The sequence below is a fragment of the Pseudomonas macauensis genome (assembly GCF_047902425.1).
GTDB lineage: Bacteria > Pseudomonadota > Gammaproteobacteria > Pseudomonadales > Pseudomonadaceae > Pseudomonas.
Genome location: NZ_CP138377.1, coordinates 3631006 through 3649622 on the forward strand (window position 1 = coordinate 3631006; position 18617 = coordinate 3649622).

Below are 18617 nucleotides of genomic sequence, written 5' to 3' on the forward strand. Positions count from 1 at the left end.
ACCTCCATGAGCGACTCCCTGCTGAGCATCCGCCCACGCGCCGAAGACGTCGAAGGCGTTCCCATCCTCCGCCCGCTGCCGTCCGCGCAATGCCGCAGCGTCGGCCCCTTCGTGTTCTTCGACCACATGCTGGAAGCCACCTTCGCCCCCGACCACGGCATGGACATCCGCCAGCACCCGCATATCGGCCTGTCCACCCTCACCTACCTGTTCGAAGGCCAGGTGCAGCACAAGGACAGCCTCGGCTCCGACCAGCTCGTCCTGCCCGGCGACGTCAGCTGGATGACCGCCGGGCGCGGCGTCGCTCACGTCGAACGCACGCCGGAAACGTTGCGCCACAACGGCTCGCGCCTGCACGGGCTGCAAGTGTGGTTGGCGCTACCCCGCGAGCAGGAAGGCTGCGAGCCCAGCTACAGCCACCACCCCGCCGCCAGCCTGCCGGAAAGCGACGCCCTGGGCGTACGCATCCGCATGATCGCAGGCACGGGCTTCTGCCTCGAATCGCCGGTACCGGTGCTTTCACCGACCCTCTATGCCGAGCTGACGCTCAGCGTCGGCGCGACCCTGGCGATTCCCAACGAGCACCCGCAACGCGCGCTGTACCTGATCGAGGGCGAGGCCCTGCTCGACGATGAACCGCTGCCGCTGCACGAACTGCTGGTGCTGCCCGAAGGCGCCACCTTCACCCTCTCCGCCTGCACCGACTGCCGGGCGGTGATCATCGGCGGCGCGCCGCTGGACGGGCCGAGGCGAATGAACTGGAATTTCGTCGCCAGCGACCCGGCGCTGATCGACAGCGCCCGCGCCCGCTGGTCCGCCCGCGACTGGCCGACGGTGCCAGGCGAACGGGAACGCATCGAACTGCCGCGCTGAGCGCAACGAGAAACGGATCAGGAATCCCTCACCCCGCCGTGAAAACAGAGGACGGATGAGGATTCGCGGCACGCTCTGCGTACAGCATCGAGCCCCAGTCCCTTGCCACGGCAAGGCCCACACTTCCGGCCCAAGGAGTCCGCGATGGACCAACCGCACGCCAACCGCCACACCAGCGCCCTGACCGTGCTGACCCTGCTGTTCTTCATGTGGGGCCTGATCACCTCGCTCAACGACATCCTCGTACCGCACCTCAAGGCAGTGTTCACGCTGTCGTACGTGGAAGCCTCGCTGATCCAGTTCTGCTTCTTCGGCGCCTACTTCATCATGTCCTTCCCCTCCGGACGGCTGGTGGAAAAGGTTGGCTACAAGAGCGGGATCATCGTCGGCCTGGCTACCGCCGGGGTCGGCTGTCTGCTGTTCTACCCGGCGGCCAGCGCGCAATCCTATCCGTACTTCCTAGCCGCGCTGTTCATCCTCGCTTCCGGCATCACCCTGCTGCAGGTCGCGGCCAATCCCTACGTGAACGTGCTCGGCCCGGCGGCCACCGCCGCCAGCCGACTCAACCTGACCCAGGCCTTCAACTCCCTCGGCACCACCGTCGGGCCGCTGGTGGGGTCGGTGACCATTCTCGCCATCGGCGCCGGTGCCGCCTCGCAGCTCGGTAGCTCCGCCGCAACCGAGGCGGACACGGTGAAGACGCCCTACCTGGTGCTGGCCGGCCTGCTGTTCGCCATCGCCGTGCTGATCGCCCTGTTCCGCCTGCCGAAGATTCACCACGGCGAGCCCAGCGACGGCGCCGCGGCGGGCCGGCATTCGCTGTTCGCCCATCGCCACCTGATCTTCGGGGTGATCGCGATCTTCGCCTACGTCGGCGCCGAGGTTTCCATCGGCAGCTACCTGGTCAGCCTGATGGGCCAGCCGGACATCGCCGGGCTGCCCGCCGAACAGGCCGGCAAGTACCTGTCGTTCTACTGGGGCGGCGCCATGGTCGGCCGCTTCATCGGCAGCGTGCTGATGCGCGCGATTCCGGCCAACCGCATGCTGGCCTTCAACGCCCTGGTGATCACCCTGCTGATCGCCGTGGCGCTCAGCGTCGGCGGGCACGTGGCGATGTGGTCGCTGATCCTGATCGGACTGTTCAACTCGATCATGTTCCCGACCATCTTCTCCCTCGCCCTGGAGGGCCTGGGCAACCTCACCAGCAAGGGCTCCGGCCTGCTCTGCATGGCCATCGTCGGCGGCGCCGTGATGCCGCTGGTGCAAGCCTTCTTCGCCGACCGCATCGGCCTGCTGCACTCCTTCGCCGTTCCGCTGCTGTGCTACCTGTACATCGTCTGGTTCGGCGCCAAGGGTTACCGCGCCGACGAACGAGCCGCTCAGCGACCAGCCAACGCGCCCTGATCAGGGACCGCTGCGGGACAACAGGATTGTTATTGTTGTAGGAGCGAGCTTTCTCGCGAACAATCTCCGCTGCGAGGCAGGGTTCGCGAGCAAGCTCGCTCCTACGAAGAGCAAATAAAAACGCCGCGCCTCCAATGGGGGCGCGGCGTTTTCGTTCACCGGGGGGGATTTCAGCCGCCGAAGCGCTCATCCAACAGATCGAACATCGCGGCAAACGCGCGGCGTGCCACCTTGGCGTCGTACTGCATCTTGCCCGGGATCTGCGCATGCGGATCGGTGAAGGAATGCGCGGCGCCGCCGTAGCTGGTCAGTGCCCAGTCGACGTTGGCGTCGATCATTTCCCTGGCGAACTCGGTCAGCTGCTCACGGGGCACGAAGGGGTCGACGGCGCCGTCGAGGACCAGCACCGAGCCCTTGATGTTCTTCGCGTCGGCCGGGTTCGGCGTGTCCAGGGTGCCGTGGAAGGACACGGCAGCCGCCAGCGGCGCACCGTCGCGGGCCAGTTCCAGGGCGCAGCAGCCGCCGAAGCAGAAGCCGAAGGTAGCCAGCCGAGTGATGTCCAGCGGAGCCTTGCCGGCCTGCTCCAGCAGGGTGGCGAGGGAAAGCTGCATGCGCTTGCGCAGCAGCGCGCGGTCGTTCTTCAGCGGCATCATGGCGGCGGCCGCCTGCTCCGTACCGTTGGGACGCACATCCTTGCCATACAGATCGGCCACCAACACCACGTAGCCGCGCTCGGCGACCTTGCGGGCGATATCCACGGCACCCTGGCTGACGCCCATCCAGTTCGGCGCCATCAGCAGGCCGGGGCGCGGTGCGTTGCTGGCGGCATCGAATACCAACTGGCCCTCGAAGGACACGCCGTCCTGGCTGTAGGCGACCGGTTGCACGCTGATCTGGCTCATTGGGTAATCCCCTTTTCGCTTGTCGGTTGGGTGGAGCGGATAAAGAAAGCACAAAGCCCGCCGAAGCGGGCTTTGTTTTTCAGGCGGCGACTCAGGCGGAGAGTTCCACCAGCAGCTTGTTCAGACGGCGCACGTAGGCAGCCGGGTCCTTCAGGCTGTCCCCCGCGGCCAGGGCGGCCTGGTCGAAGAGGATGTGGGTCAGCTCGCCAAAACGGTCTTCGTCGGCTTCCGCGTCGAGCTTCTCGATCAGCGGGTGGGCCGGGTTGAATTCGAAGATCGGCTTGGACTCCGGCACCTTCTGGCCGCTGGCCTCGAGGATCTGGCGCATCTGCAGGCCCAGGTCCTGTTCGCCGATGGCGAGGATCGCCGGCGAGTCGGTCAGGCGGTGGGACACGCGCACCTCGGCGACTTCATCGCCCAGCGCGGCTTTGAGGCGCTCGGCCAGACCTTCTTTGGCCTTGGCGATCTCTTCCTGGGCCTTCTTGTCCTCTTCGGAGTCCAGGCTGCCCAGGTCCAGGTCGCCACGGGCGACGTCGACGAACTGCTTGCCGTCGAACTCCGGCAGGTAGCTCATCAGCCACTCGTCGATACGGTCGGTGAGCAGCAGCACTTCGATGCCTTTCTTGCGGAAGACTTCCAGGTGCGGGCTGTTCTTCACCTGGGCGAAGCTTTCGCCGGTGAGGTAGTAGATCTTGTCCTGGCCTTCCTTCAGGCGGCCGATGTAGTCGGCCAGGGAAACACTCTGCTCGCCACTGTCGTCGCTGGTGGAAGAGAAGCGCAGCAGGCCGGCGATCTTGTCCTTGTTGGCGAAGTCTTCGGCCGGGCCTTCCTTCAGCACCTGGCCGAAGTTCTTCCAGAAGCCCTTGTAGGCTTCGGCGTCGTTGCTGGCGAGCTTTTCCAGCATGTCCAGGGAGCGCTTGGTCAGCGCGGATTTCATCGAATCGACGATGGGGCCGGACTGCAGGATTTCTCGGGAGACGTTCAGCGACAGGTCGTTGGAGTCCACCACACCCTTGATGAAGCGCAGGTACAGCGGCAGAAACTGGTCGGCCTGGTCCATGATGAACACGCGCTGCACGTACAGCTTCAGGCCGCGCGGGGCCTCGCGGTGGTACAGGTCGAACGGCGCGCGGGCCGGGACGTACAGCAGCGAGGTGTACTCGAGCTTGCCCTCGACCTTGTTGTGGCTCCAGGTCAGCGGGTTCTCGAAGTCATGGGCGATGTGCTTGTAGAACTCCTGGTATTCCTCGTCCTTCACCTCGGTGCGCGGACGGGTCCACAGGGCGCTGGCACGGTTGACCACTTCCCACTCGGTTTCGGCCGGTGCCTCTTCACCGTGGTGTTCCTTCGGCAGCTCGATGGGCAGCGCGATGTGGTCGGAGTACTTCTTGACGATATTGCGCAGGCGCCAGCCGTCGGCGAACTCGTCTTCGCCGTCCTTCAGGTGCAGGACGATGCGGGTGCCACGGTCGGCTTTCTCGATGGTCGCGACCTCGAACTCGCCCTCGCCCTTGGAGGACCAGTGCACACCTTCGCTGGCCGACGCACCGGCGCGGCGGGTGAACACATCAACCTTATCGGCGACGATGAAGGCGCTGTAGAAGCCCACGCCGAACTGGCCGATCAGGTGGGAATCCTTCTTCTGGTCGCCCGAGAGGTTCTTCAGGAAGTCAGCGGTGCCGGACTTGGCGATGGTACCCAGGTGCGCGATGACTTCCTCGCGGCTCATGCCGATACCGTTGTCTTCGAGGGTGACGGTCTTGGCGTCCTTGTCGAAGCTCACACGGATTTTCAGCTCGGCGCCGCCTTCGAGCAGCTCAGGCTTGGCCAGGGCCTCGAAACGCAGCTTGTCGGCGGCGTCGGAGGCGTTGGAAATCAGCTCGCGAAGGAAGATTTCCTTGTTCGAATACAGGGAATGAATCATCAGGTGAAGCAGCTGCTTCACTTCGGTCTGGAAGCCCAGCGTTTCTTTTTGAGTCTCCACGCTCATTGTTTCTCGCTCCGAGGATGACAAATACCGCGTCATGCGGCCGATGTCAGCGAGATGGGGGCTTCCTGAACGAATTCAAGGGTTTGCCCCGAAGACTCATTGCGCGAGCAATTCGATGCTGACCACTTCGCTGGGGCGCAGGACGTAACTCGCCTCCCCCGCGCCGCTCAGGCTGTGGCGAATGACCAGGCGACCGTCAGCGTCCAGACCGACGAAAACCCCATCGGCTGTGCGCCCCTGTTCGGTCTGGACGCGCATCCGGCGATTGGCGAAGTGCTCCGGCGCGGCCTGCAGGCGCTGCAGTGCAATCAACCCGACCTCCAGCGCAGCCGGTGACTGGCCGGCCGTCGGTTCGACAGGCTGGGGCTCTGGCTGCGCCGGGGCCGGTGCCGGGCTTTCGACCAGGCGCGGATATTTGTCGCCCTTGACACCCCAACCCCGGCCTTCGGTCCTGGCCAGGGTGAGCGACAGCGTCTGTGGCTCGCCACCGGCACTGAAGCTGACGGGCACCTCCAGCACCGACCGCTGGGTGTCCAGCCGGGGCAATCGGGCCAGCTCGATATCGCGTCGGGCGAAGCGCCGTTGCAGGTAGTCGCGCAGCACATAGGCCAGGGTGTCCTGGGAACCGACGCGGGTATCCACCTGCCCGTCGCGGTAGCGCAGGTGATTGGTGTACAGCTCGACCTTTCCACTCAGGGTGGTCTGCATCTGTGCGGGAAGCACCAGGTGGAAGTCGCCGACCATGCGGTTGGGCGCTTCCGGTTGCAGATCCAGGTGCAGGCTGTAGCCCCGCGCGATACGGACAGCCTCGGGCAGGTCCCGGCCGGGAGCCAGCCAGCTGATTTCGACCTCCGGCAAGGTGCCGGAATCGTTGGGTAGTACATCCAGCCGCAGGGGCCCGTCGACTGCTGCAGGCAAATGAATGCGCACTTCGCGGTGCGCGTAGAAGTCCTGCCCTTCCCGCAGGCTCAGCACTCCGTCGATCAGCTCGGCCTGTTCGGGCGCAAACGGCTTGCCATTCAGCTCACCGCGCAACTGGATGGCCAGTTCCGGCTTGGCGACCTGGTCGGACCGCAGCCAATCGAGACGCAGGATGGCCTCCAGGCGCGCGCTGTCGTGGACCGCCAGCAGCGTCAGGCCGACCACCAGCGGGATGCATCCCAGGCCGCCGAGCGCCACGGAACTCCGCGCCTGCCCCCAGTGACGCAGCATGAACACCAGCGCCAACGGCGGCACCAGGCTGGCGAGCCCCCAGAACAGGCTGCGACCGAAGGCCTGCATGACCAGCCAGACGTAGCCAGCGAGGATCAGCAGCAGCCCGAGCAGGATCAGCAGGGTATCCATTCAGGCGCCATCGACCTTGAAGTGGGCCCGTGCGGTAGCAATGGGTTCGGCGCGGGTGGTCTGCCAGGCGGTGATCGCCACGTTGGCCACCCGCCGCCCCTGTCGCCAGACCTGGCATTGCGCGTAGGTATCGCGGAAATGCCCAGCGCGCAGGTAATCGATGGAGAAGTCGATGATCTTGGGCATGTGCGGAAGGCCCATGAACATCAGCAGGTGCAGCAGCGCGGAATGCTCCATGAAGCCGGCAATGACGCCACCGTGCAATGCCGGCAGGGTCGGATTGCCGATGTTGTCGGGGTTGGCCGGCAGGTGGAAGATCGCGTCGTCGCCCAGGCGCAGGCAGCGAATGCCGATGAGCTTGGCATAGGGAATCGACTCGATCAGCCCGTCGCAATTCTTGCTTTCGTGGGCTTCGCGCACCAGTTGCTCGATGCTCGGTTTGCTCATGCGCTGGCCTCCCCGTCGACACTGCGCTTCACGCTGCCGGCGGAAACCGCCTTGCCCATGCGCATGAAGGTGCCGACCACATGGGCGATCGGCTCGGACGGGTCGTCCTGGTAGGCGATGCCACGGGTGAAGATGATGTTCGGGGTGACCCGGTAGCACTCGGCGAAACCGAACACATCCTTGCCGGGCTCGGCCGGGTGCATGTAGTCGATACGCAGGTCCAGGGTCGGGCAGATCTCGAATTGCGGCAGCACGCAGACGGTGGAGATGCCGCAGGTGGTGTCCATCAGCGTGGTGATCGCCCCGCCATGAATGACGCCGGTTTCCGGATTGCCGACGATGGCAGCGCTGTACGGCAGGCGCAACGTCAGGCCGGAAGTATCGGCGGCATGGGCGCTGATGCCGAGCAACTGGCAATGGCGCAACGCCGAAAGAAAGCGCTGGGCGCGCTCAAGAATGGGGTTTTCACTCATGGCGTGGGCGACCGGATGACTGCACGGGCCCGCATCATACCCCGCCCCCTGCCACACCTACAGTGATGAAAACCTACGCTGTAGGAATATTCGTTGAACTTATTCGATGGTCGCTTGCTCAAAGGGCTATCACCAGGAAAGCCGCACATGGAGGCTCCACATGAAAAAAACCCTTCCCCTCGCTCTGATGCTGATCGCCGGTCTGGGTCTTGCCGCCTGCGGCAAGAAAGAAGAGCCGAAAGCGCCGGCAGCGCCCGCCGCTACTGAGCAGCCGGCCACCCCGGCACCGACGACTCCGCCGGCGCCTGAAGCCGCCCCGGCTGCACCGGCAGCCCCGGCTACCGCGCCGCAGGAGCCCGCAGGCGAAGAGCAGAAGCAGTAAGAGCCTGTTCACGATCTCGCGAGCTAGAGCAGAACAAGGCAAAAACAGGCGAGGAAGCGGAGTTTACGAGTTGTAAATGAGCATTCCGAGCCTGTTTTTAACGCAGTTATGCCGACGCGCAGCAGATCGTGAGCTGGCGATAAGCCGCTTCTCGCGTTGTACAGCACAAGGCCCGCATTCGCGGGCCTTGTCGCATCCGGCGTCAGCTCAGGCCGGAATATCGTCGTCGCGCGGGGCGTCTGCCTGAGGTGTCGGCGTGTAGACCATGACATGCAGCACGCGAGAATGGAACTCGCGCTGATACAGCACTCCTACCACTCCGGCGGTCACCAGCATGAAGATCAGCGGGTTGATGAACCAGGCGAGCATCGCCAGGCCGAAGTAGTAGGTACGCAGGCCCTGGTTGAACTGGTGCGCCGCGAGCGACACCACGCGCGCCGCGCGCTCGGCGTACATCTTGCGCTCCTGCTCACCGACGCTGCGCTCCCCCACCATCGGCGCGGAAGCCACCAGCACCGCCGCGAAATTGTATTGCCGCATGCACCAGCTGAAGGTGAAGAAGGCATACACGAACACCACCGCCAGGCAGAGCAGCTTCAGCTCCGACAGCCCGCGAGTCGGCGGCGCCACGAACGGCAGGTCGGCCAGCACCGAGATGGTGCGCTCGGCTGAGCCCAGCAGGGTCAGGATGCCGGCGAGGATGATCAGGGTGCTGGAAGCGAAGAACGACGCGTTGCGCTCCAGGTTGCCGATCACGCTGGCGTCGGCCACCCGGTTGTCGCGCAGCAGCAGGCGGCGCATCCAGTCCTGGCGGTAGAGGTGCAGCACGCTGGCCAGGCAAGCGGTATCGCGGGCCTTGGCCTTGGCATAGCGGGTGTAGCCGATCCAGCAGACGAGGAACCAGAGGATGGCGAACAGGTTCCACAGGTACTGGATATCGAACAGGTCGACGACGTCGGTCATGCTTGTCCTTGCGTGAGGTTTTGAAGGAATACGCGGCGGATAGACGCCAGATATGCGGAGAAAGACACGGTCTGTAATCTTGTAGAAGACCATGCAGGCATGAAAAAGGCCGCCTTGTGGGCGGCCTTTTTCGTTTGCACGGAGGGCGTCAGGCCATCGCTTCCTGGGGCTTGCCCAGCAGACGATCGAGCACTGCCATCGCGGCCAGCATGACTACCGACGGGATCAGCCACGCGAGGCCCTGCTCGGCCAGCGGCAGATGTTCCATCCAGCCCGGCATCCAGGCGTCGAGCTTGGCGCCCTTGAGCGCGTCGATGAGGCCGAAGATGAAGGAGATGACCATGACCGGGGCGACGATGCGCGTCTGCGAGCGCCACAGGCTGGCGCAGAAGCTCAGCGCCACCAGCACGATGCACGGCGGATAGATGGCGGTCAGTACCGGGATCGAGAACTGGATGAGCTTGGTCAGGCCCAGGTTCGACACCAGCAGCGAGAACGCCGCAAGGATGATCACCAGGCTGCGGTACGACAGCGGCAGGATACGGCAGAAGTACTCGGCGCAGGCGCAGGTCAGGCCCACGGCGGTAACCAGGCAGGCCAGCGCGATCAGCACGGCCAGGAAGGTGCTGCCCAGCGAGCCGAAGGTGTGCTGCACGTAGGCGTGCAGGACGGCGGCGCCGTTGCTGGCGCCAGCGGCGATGTCATGGCTGCCCGCGCCCAGGCGGAACAGGCTGATGTACACCAGCGCCAGGCCTACACCGGCGATCAGGCCGGCGATGATCGCGTAGCGGGTGATCAGGCGCGGCGACTGCACGCCACGGGAGCGGATCGCGTTGACGATGACGATGCCGAAGACCAGCGCGCCGAGGGTGTCCATGGTCAGGTAGCCATTGACGAAGCCCTGGGAGAACGCGGCGGCCTGGTAGGCCGGTTCCGCGGTGCCGATGGGGCCGGCCGGCAGCATGAAGGCGGCGATGCCCAGGGCGGCCAAGGCGATGATCTTCAGCGGCGCGAGGAAGCGGCCGACGGTATCGAGCAGCTTGCCCGGATACAGCGAGATCACCAGCACCACCAGGAAGTACACCAGGCTGTAGAGGAACAGCGGCAGAGCGCCCTCCCCGGTCAGCGGCGCCAGGCCTACCTCGAAGGAGACGGTAGCGGTGCGCGGGGTGGCGAACAGCGGTCCGACCGACAGGTAGCAGACAGCCGCCAGCAGCCCGCCGGCGATGCGGCCGATCGGGTGGCTGAGGGTATCCATCGCCCCGCCGACCTTGGCCAGCGCTACGACGGTGATCACCGGCAGGCCAACCGCGGTGATCAGGAAGCCCAGCGCCGCCATCCAGACATGCGGACCGGACTGCAGGCCCACGATCGGCGGGAAGATGATGTTGCCCGCCCCGACGAACAGGGCGAAGGTCATAAAACCAAGTGCCAGGATGTCCTGGCCTTTCAAAACGTTCATGAAGGGAAATACCACAGTGCTGAAACGGTTTCGTGGTCTCCCAGGGCACAACGACCGTACAGACGTGACAAAGCCGCATCGAACGGGATTGGCTGACTCACTTGGGGCGAGCCTGCGCATCCTGTGATGCTGATGTCATTCCGGTACGGAGGATTGTTCTTGGAAGTCCGATAGCAGAGGTTTTCCATGAGCTCGTGGCCCGGTTGCATCCTGCATGCTGGTGACGCGCCATCCATGACGGTCAGGAATCGCCGCCGCTTCCGGGTAGGAGGTGACGGTGAGCGAGCCTTCCCTTGTGGGGAACGCGACGCTTCAGATAGTTGCTAGCCTAACGATCCATTCCGATGAACTGCACTGACGTACGTCAGATAGTCCGCGGAATGAACGGGAGTGTCGCCTGATCGAAACTTTGTGCGATGCAGGCAAAATGACAGAGGCCACCCGAAGGTGGCCCCTGCACAGCTAACGGTCGGTAAGCGAGACGCTTACTTGACCGCCCAGCCGGTCAGCTCGGCCAGGGCCTTGCCGATGTCAGCCAGGGAACGCACGGTTTTCACGCCAGCGTCCTGCAGGGCAGCGAACTTCTCGTCCGCAGTGCCCTTGCCACCGGAGATGATGGCGCCCGCGTGGCCCATGCGCTTGCCGGGCGGTGCGGTAACACCAGCGATATAGGACACCACCGGCTTGGTCACGTTGGCCTTGATGTAGGCAGCCGCTTCTTCTTCAGCCGAACCGCCGATTTCGCCGATCATGACGATGGCTTCGGTTTTCGGGTCTTCCTGGAACAGCTTCAGGATGTCGATGAAGTTGGAGCCCGGGATCGGGTCACCACCGATGCCCACGCAGGTGGACTGGCCGAAGCCGGCGTCGGTGGTCTGCTTCACGGCTTCGTAGGTCAGGGTGCCGGAACGCGACACGATGCCTACCTTGCCCGGCAGGTGGATGTGACCCGGCATGATGCCGATCTTGCACTCGCCGGGAGTGATCACGCCCGGGCAGTTCGGGCCGATCAGGCGCACGCCCAGCTCGTCGCACTTGACCTTGGCTTCCAGCATGTCGATGGTCGGGATGCCTTCGGTGATGCAGACGATCAGCTTGATGCCGCCGAAGGCCGCTTCCAGGATCGAGTCCTTGCAGAACGGAGCCGGAACGTAGATGACCGAGGCGTCGGCGCCGGTGGCTTCTACAGCTTCCTTGACGGTGTTGAACACCGGCAGGCCCAGGTGGGTGGTACCGCCCTTGCCGGGGGTCACGCCGCCAACCATCTTGGTGCCGTAGGCGATGGCTTGTTCGGAGTGGAAGGTACCCTGCGAGCCGGTGAAGCCCTGGCAGATGACTTTGGTGTCTTTATTGATCAGGACGCTCATTACTTACCCTCCGCGGCCTTGACGACTTGCTGGGCAGCGTCGGTCAGGCTGGTCGCCGCGATGATGTTCAGACCGCTCTCGGCCAGGACCTTGGCGCCGAGGTCGGCGTTGTTGCCTTCCAGACGAACGACAACCGGGATTTTCACGCCGACTTCTTTCACGGCGCCGATGATGCCTTCGGCAATCATGTCGCAGCGAACGATGCCGCCGAAGATGTTCACCAGAACGGCAGCGACGTTGCTGTCGGACAGGATGATCTTGAACGCTTCGGTCACGCGCTCTTTGGTCGCACCGCCGCCAACGTCGAGGAAGTTGGCCGGCTTGCCGCCGTGCAGGTTGACGATGTCCATGGTGCCCATGGCCAGGCCAGCGCCGTTGACCATGCAGCCGATGTTGCCTTCCAGCGCGACGTAGTTCAGTTCCCACTTCTGCGCATGGGCTTCACGAGCGTCGTCCTGGGACGGGTCGTGCATGGCGCGCAGCTTGGGCTGACGGTACATGGCGTTGGAGTCGATGTTGATCTTGGCGTCCAGGCAGTGCAGGTTGCCGTCTTTCTTGATCACCAGCGGGTTCACTTCCAGCAGCGCCAGGTCGTAGTCCTGGAACAGCTTGGCCAGGCCAACGAAGATGTGGGTGAACTGCTTGATCTGGTCGCCCTTCAGGCCCAGCTGGAAGGCCAGCTCGCGGCCCTGGAACGGCTGAGCGCCAACCAGCGGATCGATGGTGGCCTTCAGGATCTTCTCAGGGGTCTCGTGCGCAACTTTCTCGATGTCCACGCCACCTTCGGTGGAGGCCATGAAGACGATGCGACGGCTGGAACGGTCGACAACGGCGCCGAGGTACAGCTCCTTGTCGATGTCGGTGCAGGATTCCACCAGGATCTTGCTGACCGGCTGGCCGTTGGCGTCAGTCTGGTAGGTCACCAGACGCTTGCCCAGCCAGTTGGCGGCGAACGCCTTGGCGTCCTCTTTGCTCTTGACCAGCTTCACACCGCCCGCTTTACCGCGGCCACCAGCGTGTACCTGGGCCTTAACGACCCACTCGGTACCACCGATCTTTTCACAGGCTTCTGCGGCCTCTTCGGGTGTGTCGACGGCGAAGCCCTTGGATACGGGCAGGCCGTACTCAGCGAACAGCTGCTTACCCTGATATTCGTGGAGATTCATGCTTGTCTACCGTTTTCGTCTTGGGTATTGCGCATAAGGCGCGGCGCTCGTGGCACCACGCCACCTGTGACCGAGTCCCCTCAGGGGAGAAACGATCCGGCGGAGTGGACGGCAGCCCCTCGCAAAAGACTGCCGCCCTCCCCGCCGTGGTCCCGTTCCTTAGCGCTTCTTGCGGTTGGCGATGTGGATGGCGTGGCCATTCACTGCCAGGGCCGCTTCGTGCAGCGCTTCGGACAGAGTCGGGTGGGAGAAGACCATCATGCCCAGGTCTTCGGCACTGGTGCCGAATTCCATGCCGATCGCGCCCTGCTGAACCAGCTCGGCGGCGCTCGGGCCGATCACGTGGACGCCCAGTACGCGGTCGGTCTTGGCATCGGCGATGACCTTGACCAGGCCGGTGGTATCGTTGGCAGCCATGGCGCGGCCGCTGGCGGCGAACGGGAAGGTGCCGACGTTAACTTCAACGCCTTCGCCCTTGAGCTGCTGCTCGGTCTTGCCGACCCATGCGATTTCCGGGTGGGTGTAGATCACCGACGGAATCAGGTCATAGTTCATCTGAGCCTTGTGGCCGGCGATGCGCTCGGCAACCATCACGCCCTCTTCCGAGGCCTTGTGCGCCAGCATGGCGCCGCGGACCACGTCACCGATGGCGTAGACGCCCGGAACGCTGGTCTTGCAGTGGTCGTCGACGAAGATGAAGCCGCGCTCATCCATGGTCACGCCGCTGTCGGCGGCCAGCAGGTCGGTGGTCACCGGGCGACGGCCCACGGCCACGATCAGCTTGTCGAAGGTTTCCTTCTGCTCGCCGTTGGCGTCGGTGAAGGTTACGGTGACTTGCTTCTTCTTCACTTCCGAACCGGTGACGCGGGCGCCCAGGCGGATGTTCAGACCTTGCTTGGTCAGGACCTTCAGGGCTTCCTTGGCGACCTGCTCGTCGGCGGCCGGGAGGAACTTGTCCAGGGCTTCCAGAACGGTGACTTCAGCACCCAGGCGAGCCCAGACCGAACCCAGTTCCAGACCGATGACGCCGGCGCCGATCACGCCCAGCTTCTTCGGTACGCTCTGGAATTCCAGGGCGCCGGTGGAGTCGACGATGACGTCGTCGGTCAGCGGGGCCGGCGGGATTTCAACCGGCTTGGAGCCCGAAGCGATGATGATGTTCTCGGCTTCCAGGACCTCGACCTTGCCGTCCAGGCCGGTCACTTCGACCTGCTTGTTGGCCAGGACCTTGCCGTGGCCTTCGAAGGAGGTCACGCCGTTGGCCTTGAACAGGGTGGCGATACCGCCGGTCAGGTTCTTAACGATGTTGGCCTTGCGGGCAACCATCGCCGGAACGTCCATCTTCACGCCGCCAGTGGAGATACCGTGGACCTCAAAGCCCTCTTTGGCTTCCTTGTACTTCCAGGAGCTGTCCAGCAGTGCCTTGGACGGAATGCAGCCTACGTTCAGGCAGGTACCGCCGAGGGCAACCTTGCCCTCTTTACCGATGTACTTCTCGATGCAGGCGGTCTTCAGGCCGAGTTGGGCGGCACGGATGGCGGCTACATAACCGCCGGGGCCGGCGCCAATCACAACCACGTCGAATTTCTGGCTCATATCTCAATCCTTATTCCGGTGAAGCGGACGGCCCCTCTCGGGGCCGTCGTGTAGTACGGGGCCGTCGTGTGAATTGACGAATCAGACGTCCAGCAGCAGGCGAGCCGGATCTTCCAGCAGATCCTTCATGGTGACCAGGAAGCTTACCGCTTCCTTGCCGTCGATCATGCGGTGATCGTAGGACAGCGCCAGGTACATCATCGGCAGGATTACCACCTGGCCGTTAACGGCCATCGGGCGCTCCTGGATCTTGTGCATGCCGAGAATGGCGGTCTGCGGCGGGTTGACGATCGGAGTCGACAGCAGGGAACCGAATACGCCACCGTTGGAAATGGTGAAAGTACCACCGGTCATGTCTTCGATGGACAGCTTGCCGTCTTTGGCTTTCTTGCCGAAGGTGGCGATGCCGTTCTCGATCTCGGCCAGGCTCATGAACTCGGCGTTACGCAGTACCGGAACGACCAGACCGCGGTCGCTGGATACGGCGACACCGATGTCCTGGTAGCCGTGGTAGACGATGTCGTTGCCGTCGATCGAGGCGTTGACGCCCGGGAAGCGCTTCAGGGCTTCGGTGGCGGCCTTGACGAAGAAGGACATGAAGCCCAGGCGAACGCCGTTGTGCTTCTTCTCGAACAGGTCCTTGTACTTGTTGCGCAGGTCCATGATCGGCTTCATGTTGACTTCGTTGAAGGTAGTCAGCATGGCCATGGAGGACTGGGCTTCGACCAGACGCTCGGCAACCTTGGCGCGCAGGCGGGTCATCGGCACGCGCTTCTCAACGCGATCGCCAGCGGCGAACACCGGAGCTTCGGCGGCCGGAGCGGCAGCCTTGGCAACCGGCGCAGCAGCCGGGGCATTCTTCTTGGCTTCAACGGCAGCGACGACGTCTTCCTTGGTGACGCGACCGCCCTTGCCGGTGCCGGCCAGGCTGTTCGGGTCGATGCCGTTTTCTTCGGCGAGCTTGCGAGCGGCCGGCGACAGGATGTTGTCGTCAGCGGCAGCAGCCGGGGCAGCGGCGGCCGGGGCGGCAGCCGGAGCTGCGGCAGCAGCCGGAGCGGCAGCGGCGGCACCGCCTTCGCTCAGCTTGCCCAGTAGTTCGTTGGAGAGAACGGTGTCGCCCTCGCCCTTGACGATCTCAGCCAAGACGCCATCAGCCTCGGCGAGCACTTCGATCACGACCTTGTCGGTTTCGATGTCGACGATCAGTTCGTCACGCTTGACGGCCTCACCGACCTTCTTGTGCCAGGTTGCAACGGTGCCGTCGGCAACCGATTCCGGGAAGGTTGGGGCTTTGATTTCGATAGCCATTATGTGTGTTTCCTTAAATTCGGTATCAACTGCGCGTTGGCGTTAAACGGTGAAGGCGTCCTGCAGCAGTTTTTCCTGCTGCTCGGCGTGCATCGAAGCGTAGCCGCAAGCCGGAGCTGCGGAGCCTTCGCGGCCCGCGTATTCCAGGTTGAGACCTTTCTTGTGCGCGGCGATGACACGACGCATGTGGTGCTGCGAGCAGTACCAGGCGCCCTGGTTCATCGGCTCTTCCTGGCACCAGACGATGTGCTTGAGGTTCTTGTACTGCGACAGCACCTCGGCCAGATCGTCTTCCGGGAACGGATAGAGCTGCTCCAGACGCACGATCGCGACGTCCTCGCGGCCTTCCGCACGGCGCTTCTCCAGCAGGTCGTAGTACACCTTGCCGCTGCACAGCACGATGCGGTCGACCTTCTTCGGATCCAGGTTGTCGATCTCGCCGATCACGGTCTGGAACGAGCCGTTGGCCAGATCTTCCAGGGTCGAGATGGCCAGCTTGTGACGCAGCAGCGACTTCGGAGTCATCACGATCAGCGGCTTGCGCAGCGGACGGATCACCTGACGACGCAGCATGTGGTAGACCTGGGCCGGAGTAGTCGGCACGCAGACCTGGATGTTCTGCTCGGCGCACAGTTGCAGGTAACGCTCCAGGCGCGCGGAGGAGTGCTCCGGACCCTGGCCTTCGTAACCGTGCGGCAGCAGCATGGTCAGACCGCAGAGGCGCTGCCACTTGGTCTCGCCGCTGGTGATGAACTGGTCGATCACGACCTGCGCACCGTTGGCGAAGTCACCGAACTGGGCTTCCCAGATCACCAGCGCGTTCGGCGTGGTGGTGGCGTAGCCGTATTCGAAGGCCAGTACGGCTTCTTCCGAGAGGTAGGAGTCGTACAGGCTGACGCGCGGCTGGCCGTCGAACAGGTGAGCCAGCGGAATGTAGACCGAGTCGTCCTTCTGGTTGTGCAGCGCAGCGTGGCGGTGCGAGAAGGTGCCGCGGCCGACATCCTGACCGGTCATGCGCACCGGGTGACCTTCGAACAGCAGGGTGGCGTAGGCCAGGTTCTCGGCGAAGCCCCAGTTGATGGGCATGCCACCGGCAGCCATCTTCGCGCGGTCTTCGTAGATCTTCTGCACCTGACGCTGCATGACGAAGCCGTCCGGAGTTTCCAGCAGCTTGGCGGACAGATCCTGCAGGGTCTTCAGGTCGAAGCGGGTGTCGTGACGCGCGGTCCAGGCATGGCCCACGTACGGACGCCAGTCGACGAAGAGCTCCTTGTTGGGCTCCTTCACCAGGCTCTTCACCACGTGCTGGCCGTTGTCGAGAGCGTCGCGGTATTCGTCGACCTTCTCCTGGGCCTGCGCGGCAGTCTGCACGCCAGCGGCGATCAGCGCGTCGGCGTAGATGTCGCGAGTGGTGCGCTGCTTGGCGATCTGCTGGTACATCAGCGGCTGGGTGCCGCTCGGCTCGTCGGCCTCGTTGTGGCCGCGACGGCGGTAGCAGACCAGGTCGATGACCACGTCACGCTTGAACTGCATGCGGTAGTCGACGGCCAGCTGGGTCACGAACAGGACCGCTTCCGGATCGTCGCCGTTCACATGGAAGATCGGCGCCTGGATCATCTTGGCCACGTCGGTCGCGTACTCGGTGGAACGAGCATCGTCCTGGCGGCTGGTGGTGAAGCCCACCTGGTTGTTGATCACGATGTGGATGGTGCCGCCCGTCTTGTAAGCACGGGTCTGCGACATCTGGAAGGTCTCCATGACCACGCCCTGCCCCGCGAAAGCGGCATCGCCGTGGATGGAGATCGGCACGACCTTGTCGCCACTGCCGTCCTTACGACGATCCTGACGGGCGCGTACCGAGCCCTCGACCACCGGGGAAACGATTTCCAGGTGCGAGGGGTTGAACGCCAGGGCCAGGTGGACTTCGCCACCGGTGGTCATGACGTTGGAGGAGAAGCCCTGGTGGTACTTCACGTCGCCGGAGCCCAGCTCGACCAGCTTCTTGCCTTCGAACTCGTCGAAGAGGTCGCGCGGGTTCTTGCCCAGGGTGTTGACCAGGACGTTCAGACGGCCACGGTGGGCCATGCCGATGACGATTTCCTTGACGCCGTAGGAGCCGGAGCGCTGGATGATCTCGTCGACCATCGGAATCAGGCTCTCGCCGCCTTCCAGGCCGAAACGCTTGGTGCCCGGGTACTTGGTGCCCAGGTACTTCTCCAGGCCTTCGGCAGCGGTCAGGCGCTCCAGCAGGTGGGAACGGGCGTCGGCGGAGTACGCCGGACGGCCACGCACGCTTTCCAGGCGCTGAGCGAACCAGTGGCGCTGCTCGGAATCGACGATGTGCATGAACTCGGCGCCGATGGTGCTGCAGTAGGTCTGCTTCAGCGCATCGACGATTTCACGCAGGGTGGCTTCTTCCTTGCCGATGTAGAGCTCACCGGTACGGAAGGTGGTGTCGAGGTCTGCAGCAGTAAGCCCGTAGTGCTCCAGCGACAGGTCGGCGGGAGCGGTACGCACCCAGAGGCCCAGCGGATCGAGCTTCGCCGCCTGATGGCCGCGCAAACGGTATGCCAGGATCAGGCGCAGGACTTCGACCTGCTTCTTCTCGTGCTCGGTGCTTACGCTGCCAGCGGAAACAGGCGCAGCGCGGCGCTGGTTCTTGGCCAGGAGTACGAAATGATCACGGATGGAGGAATGCGAGACGTCGGGGGCGGGATTGCCGTCGGCGGGGAGCTTCTGGAAGTACGTGCGCCACTCTTCTGGCACAGCGTTCGGGTCGTGCAGGTAGAGCTCGTAGAGCTCTTCGACGTAGGCAGCGTTACCACCGGATAGATGGGCACTGTTCCACATCCGCTGCATTACGCTTTCGTGCATGCTTGGTCACCCTCGGTAAGGGGACTCCACCTGATGAAATCTCTGGCTTGAAGTCATACACAGCGA

General features: G+C 64.0%; 15 protein-coding genes. 3 read left to right on the forward strand and 12 right to left on the reverse strand.

Features of this window, described 5'->3' with window-relative positions; translation table 11 throughout:
- Positions 1-6 precede the first annotated feature (6 nt).
- Both SD196_RS16580 and SD196_RS16585 read left to right on the forward strand, forming a co-directional pair.
- Entirely contained in the window at positions 7-873 is an 867-nt protein-coding gene (locus SD196_RS16580) for a pirin family protein (RefSeq protein WP_343573307.1), read from the forward strand.
- 144 nt (positions 874-1017) lie between these two features.
- A complete protein-coding gene (locus SD196_RS16585; protein WP_275611400.1) occupies positions 1018-2277 on the forward strand; it encodes a sugar MFS transporter in 1260 nt (419 codons plus the stop codon).
- Positions 2278-2447: 170 nt separating this feature from the next.
- On the opposite strand, the gene SD196_RS16590 is transcribed toward SD196_RS16585, so the two are convergent.
- The 5 genes from SD196_RS16590 to SD196_RS16610 all read right to left on the reverse strand — a co-directional run bounded on the left by SD196_RS16590 (position 2448) and on the right by SD196_RS16610 (position 7433).
- Positions 2448-3179 (reverse strand): dienelactone hydrolase family protein, encoded by a 732-nt coding sequence (locus SD196_RS16590; RefSeq protein WP_331318558.1) that lies wholly within the window; start codon positions 3177-3179, stop codon positions 2448-2450.
- A 91-nt stretch (positions 3180-3270) separates the two neighbouring features.
- Positions 3271-5169 (reverse strand): molecular chaperone HtpG, encoded by a 1899-nt coding sequence (gene htpG, locus SD196_RS16595; protein ID WP_275611398.1) that lies wholly within the window; start codon positions 5167-5169, stop codon positions 3271-3273.
- Positions 5170-5265: 96 nt separating this feature from the next.
- Positions 5266-6513, reverse strand: a complete 1248-nt coding sequence (locus SD196_RS16600; RefSeq protein ID WP_343573305.1) for an MFS transporter — start codon at positions 6511-6513, stop codon at positions 5266-5268.
- Positions 6514-6960, reverse strand: coding sequence for a PaaI family thioesterase (locus SD196_RS16605; RefSeq protein ID WP_275611396.1), 447 nt, complete (start codon positions 6958-6960; stop codon positions 6514-6516).
- Positions 6957-7433: a PaaI family thioesterase gene (locus SD196_RS16610; RefSeq protein WP_275611395.1), complete on the reverse strand. Its 477-nt coding sequence runs from the start codon at positions 7431-7433 to the stop codon at positions 6957-6959. The genes SD196_RS16605 and SD196_RS16610 overlap by 4 nt, the downstream gene beginning before the upstream one ends.
- A gap of 160 nt (positions 7434-7593) precedes the next feature.
- Between SD196_RS16610 and SD196_RS16615 the strand changes: the two genes are divergently transcribed.
- The gene (locus SD196_RS16615; protein WP_275611394.1) at positions 7594-7815 is read left to right on the forward strand and encodes a hypothetical protein; all 222 of its coding nucleotides are present in this window, start codon (positions 7594-7596) and stop codon (positions 7813-7815) included.
- A 207-nt stretch (positions 7816-8022) separates the two neighbouring features.
- Here the strand turns inward: SD196_RS16615 and SD196_RS16620 are convergent, their stop codons facing one another.
- The 7 genes from SD196_RS16620 to SD196_RS16650 all read right to left on the reverse strand — a co-directional run bounded on the left by SD196_RS16620 (position 8023) and on the right by SD196_RS16650 (position 18551).
- Positions 8023-8778, reverse strand: a complete 756-nt coding sequence (locus SD196_RS16620; protein WP_275611393.1) for a DUF599 domain-containing protein — start codon at positions 8776-8778, stop codon at positions 8023-8025.
- Positions 8779-8926: 148 nt separating this feature from the next.
- Positions 8927-10240: a branched-chain amino acid transport system II carrier protein gene (brnQ, locus tag SD196_RS16625; protein ID WP_275611392.1), complete on the reverse strand. Its 1314-nt coding sequence runs from the start codon at positions 10238-10240 to the stop codon at positions 8927-8929.
- A 485-nt stretch (positions 10241-10725) separates the two neighbouring features.
- Positions 10726-11607, reverse strand: a complete 882-nt coding sequence (sucD, locus tag SD196_RS16630; protein WP_207883052.1) for a succinate--CoA ligase subunit alpha — start codon at positions 11605-11607, stop codon at positions 10726-10728.
- Positions 11607-12773 carry an ADP-forming succinate--CoA ligase subunit beta gene (gene sucC / locus SD196_RS16635; RefSeq protein WP_017518067.1) on the reverse strand — a complete coding sequence of 389 codons (1167 nt, stop codon included), beginning with the start codon at positions 12771-12773 and terminating at the stop codon, positions 11607-11609. Before sucC ends, sucD begins: the two co-directional genes overlap by 1 nt.
- A 159-nt stretch (positions 12774-12932) precedes the next feature.
- Positions 12933-14369 (reverse strand): dihydrolipoyl dehydrogenase, encoded by a 1437-nt coding sequence (gene lpdA / locus SD196_RS16640; RefSeq protein ID WP_275611391.1) that lies wholly within the window; start codon positions 14367-14369, stop codon positions 12933-12935.
- A gap of 81 nt (positions 14370-14450) precedes the next feature.
- A complete protein-coding gene (odhB, locus tag SD196_RS16645) occupies positions 14451-15677 on the reverse strand; it encodes a 2-oxoglutarate dehydrogenase complex dihydrolipoyllysine-residue succinyltransferase (protein WP_275611390.1) in 1227 nt (408 codons plus the stop codon).
- Between the two features lie 42 nt (positions 15678-15719).
- Positions 15720-18551 (reverse strand): 2-oxoglutarate dehydrogenase E1 component, encoded by a 2832-nt coding sequence (locus SD196_RS16650; protein WP_275611389.1) that lies wholly within the window; start codon positions 18549-18551, stop codon positions 15720-15722.
- Positions 18552-18617 lie beyond the last annotated feature (66 nt).

What these genes read in the sequence shown, in the direction of transcription:
- SD196_RS16580 (WP_343573307.1), top strand. Translation starts at nt 7, where the DNA reads ATGAGCGACTCCCTGCTGAGCATCCGCCCACGCGCCGAAGACGTCGAA.
- SD196_RS16585 (WP_275611400.1), top strand. Translation starts at nt 1,018, where the DNA reads ATGGACCAACCGCACGCCAACCGCCACACCAGCGCCCTGACCGTGCTG.
- SD196_RS16590 (WP_331318558.1), bottom strand. Translation starts at nt 3,179, where the DNA reads ATGAGCCAGATCAGCGTGCAACCGGTCGCCTACAGCCAGGACGGCGTG.
- htpG (WP_275611398.1), bottom strand. Translation starts at nt 5,169, where the DNA reads ATGAGCGTGGAGACTCAAAAAGAAACGCTGGGCTTCCAGACCGAAGTG.
- SD196_RS16600 (WP_343573305.1), bottom strand. Translation starts at nt 6,513, where the DNA reads ATGGATACCCTGCTGATCCTGCTCGGGCTGCTGCTGATCCTCGCTGGC.
- SD196_RS16605 (WP_275611396.1), bottom strand. Translation starts at nt 6,960, where the DNA reads ATGAGCAAACCGAGCATCGAGCAACTGGTGCGCGAAGCCCACGAAAGC.
- SD196_RS16610 (WP_275611395.1), bottom strand. Translation starts at nt 7,433, where the DNA reads ATGAGTGAAAACCCCATTCTTGAGCGCGCCCAGCGCTTTCTTTCGGCG.
- SD196_RS16615 (WP_275611394.1), top strand. Translation starts at nt 7,594, where the DNA reads ATGAAAAAAACCCTTCCCCTCGCTCTGATGCTGATCGCCGGTCTGGGT.
- SD196_RS16620 (WP_275611393.1), bottom strand. Translation starts at nt 8,778, where the DNA reads ATGACCGACGTCGTCGACCTGTTCGATATCCAGTACCTGTGGAACCTG.
- brnQ (WP_275611392.1), bottom strand. Translation starts at nt 10,240, where the DNA reads ATGAACGTTTTGAAAGGCCAGGACATCCTGGCACTTGGTTTTATGACC.
- sucD (WP_207883052.1), bottom strand. Translation starts at nt 11,607, where the DNA reads ATGAGCGTCCTGATCAATAAAGACACCAAAGTCATCTGCCAGGGCTTC.
- sucC (WP_017518067.1), bottom strand. Translation starts at nt 12,773, where the DNA reads ATGAATCTCCACGAATATCAGGGTAAGCAGCTGTTCGCTGAGTACGGC.
- lpdA (WP_275611391.1), bottom strand. Translation starts at nt 14,369, where the DNA reads ATGAGCCAGAAATTCGACGTGGTTGTGATTGGCGCCGGCCCCGGCGGT.
- odhB (WP_275611390.1), bottom strand. Translation starts at nt 15,677, where the DNA reads ATGGCTATCGAAATCAAAGCCCCAACCTTCCCGGAATCGGTTGCCGAC.
- SD196_RS16650 (WP_275611389.1), bottom strand. Translation starts at nt 18,551, where the DNA reads ATGCACGAAAGCGTAATGCAGCGGATGTGGAACAGTGCCCATCTATCC.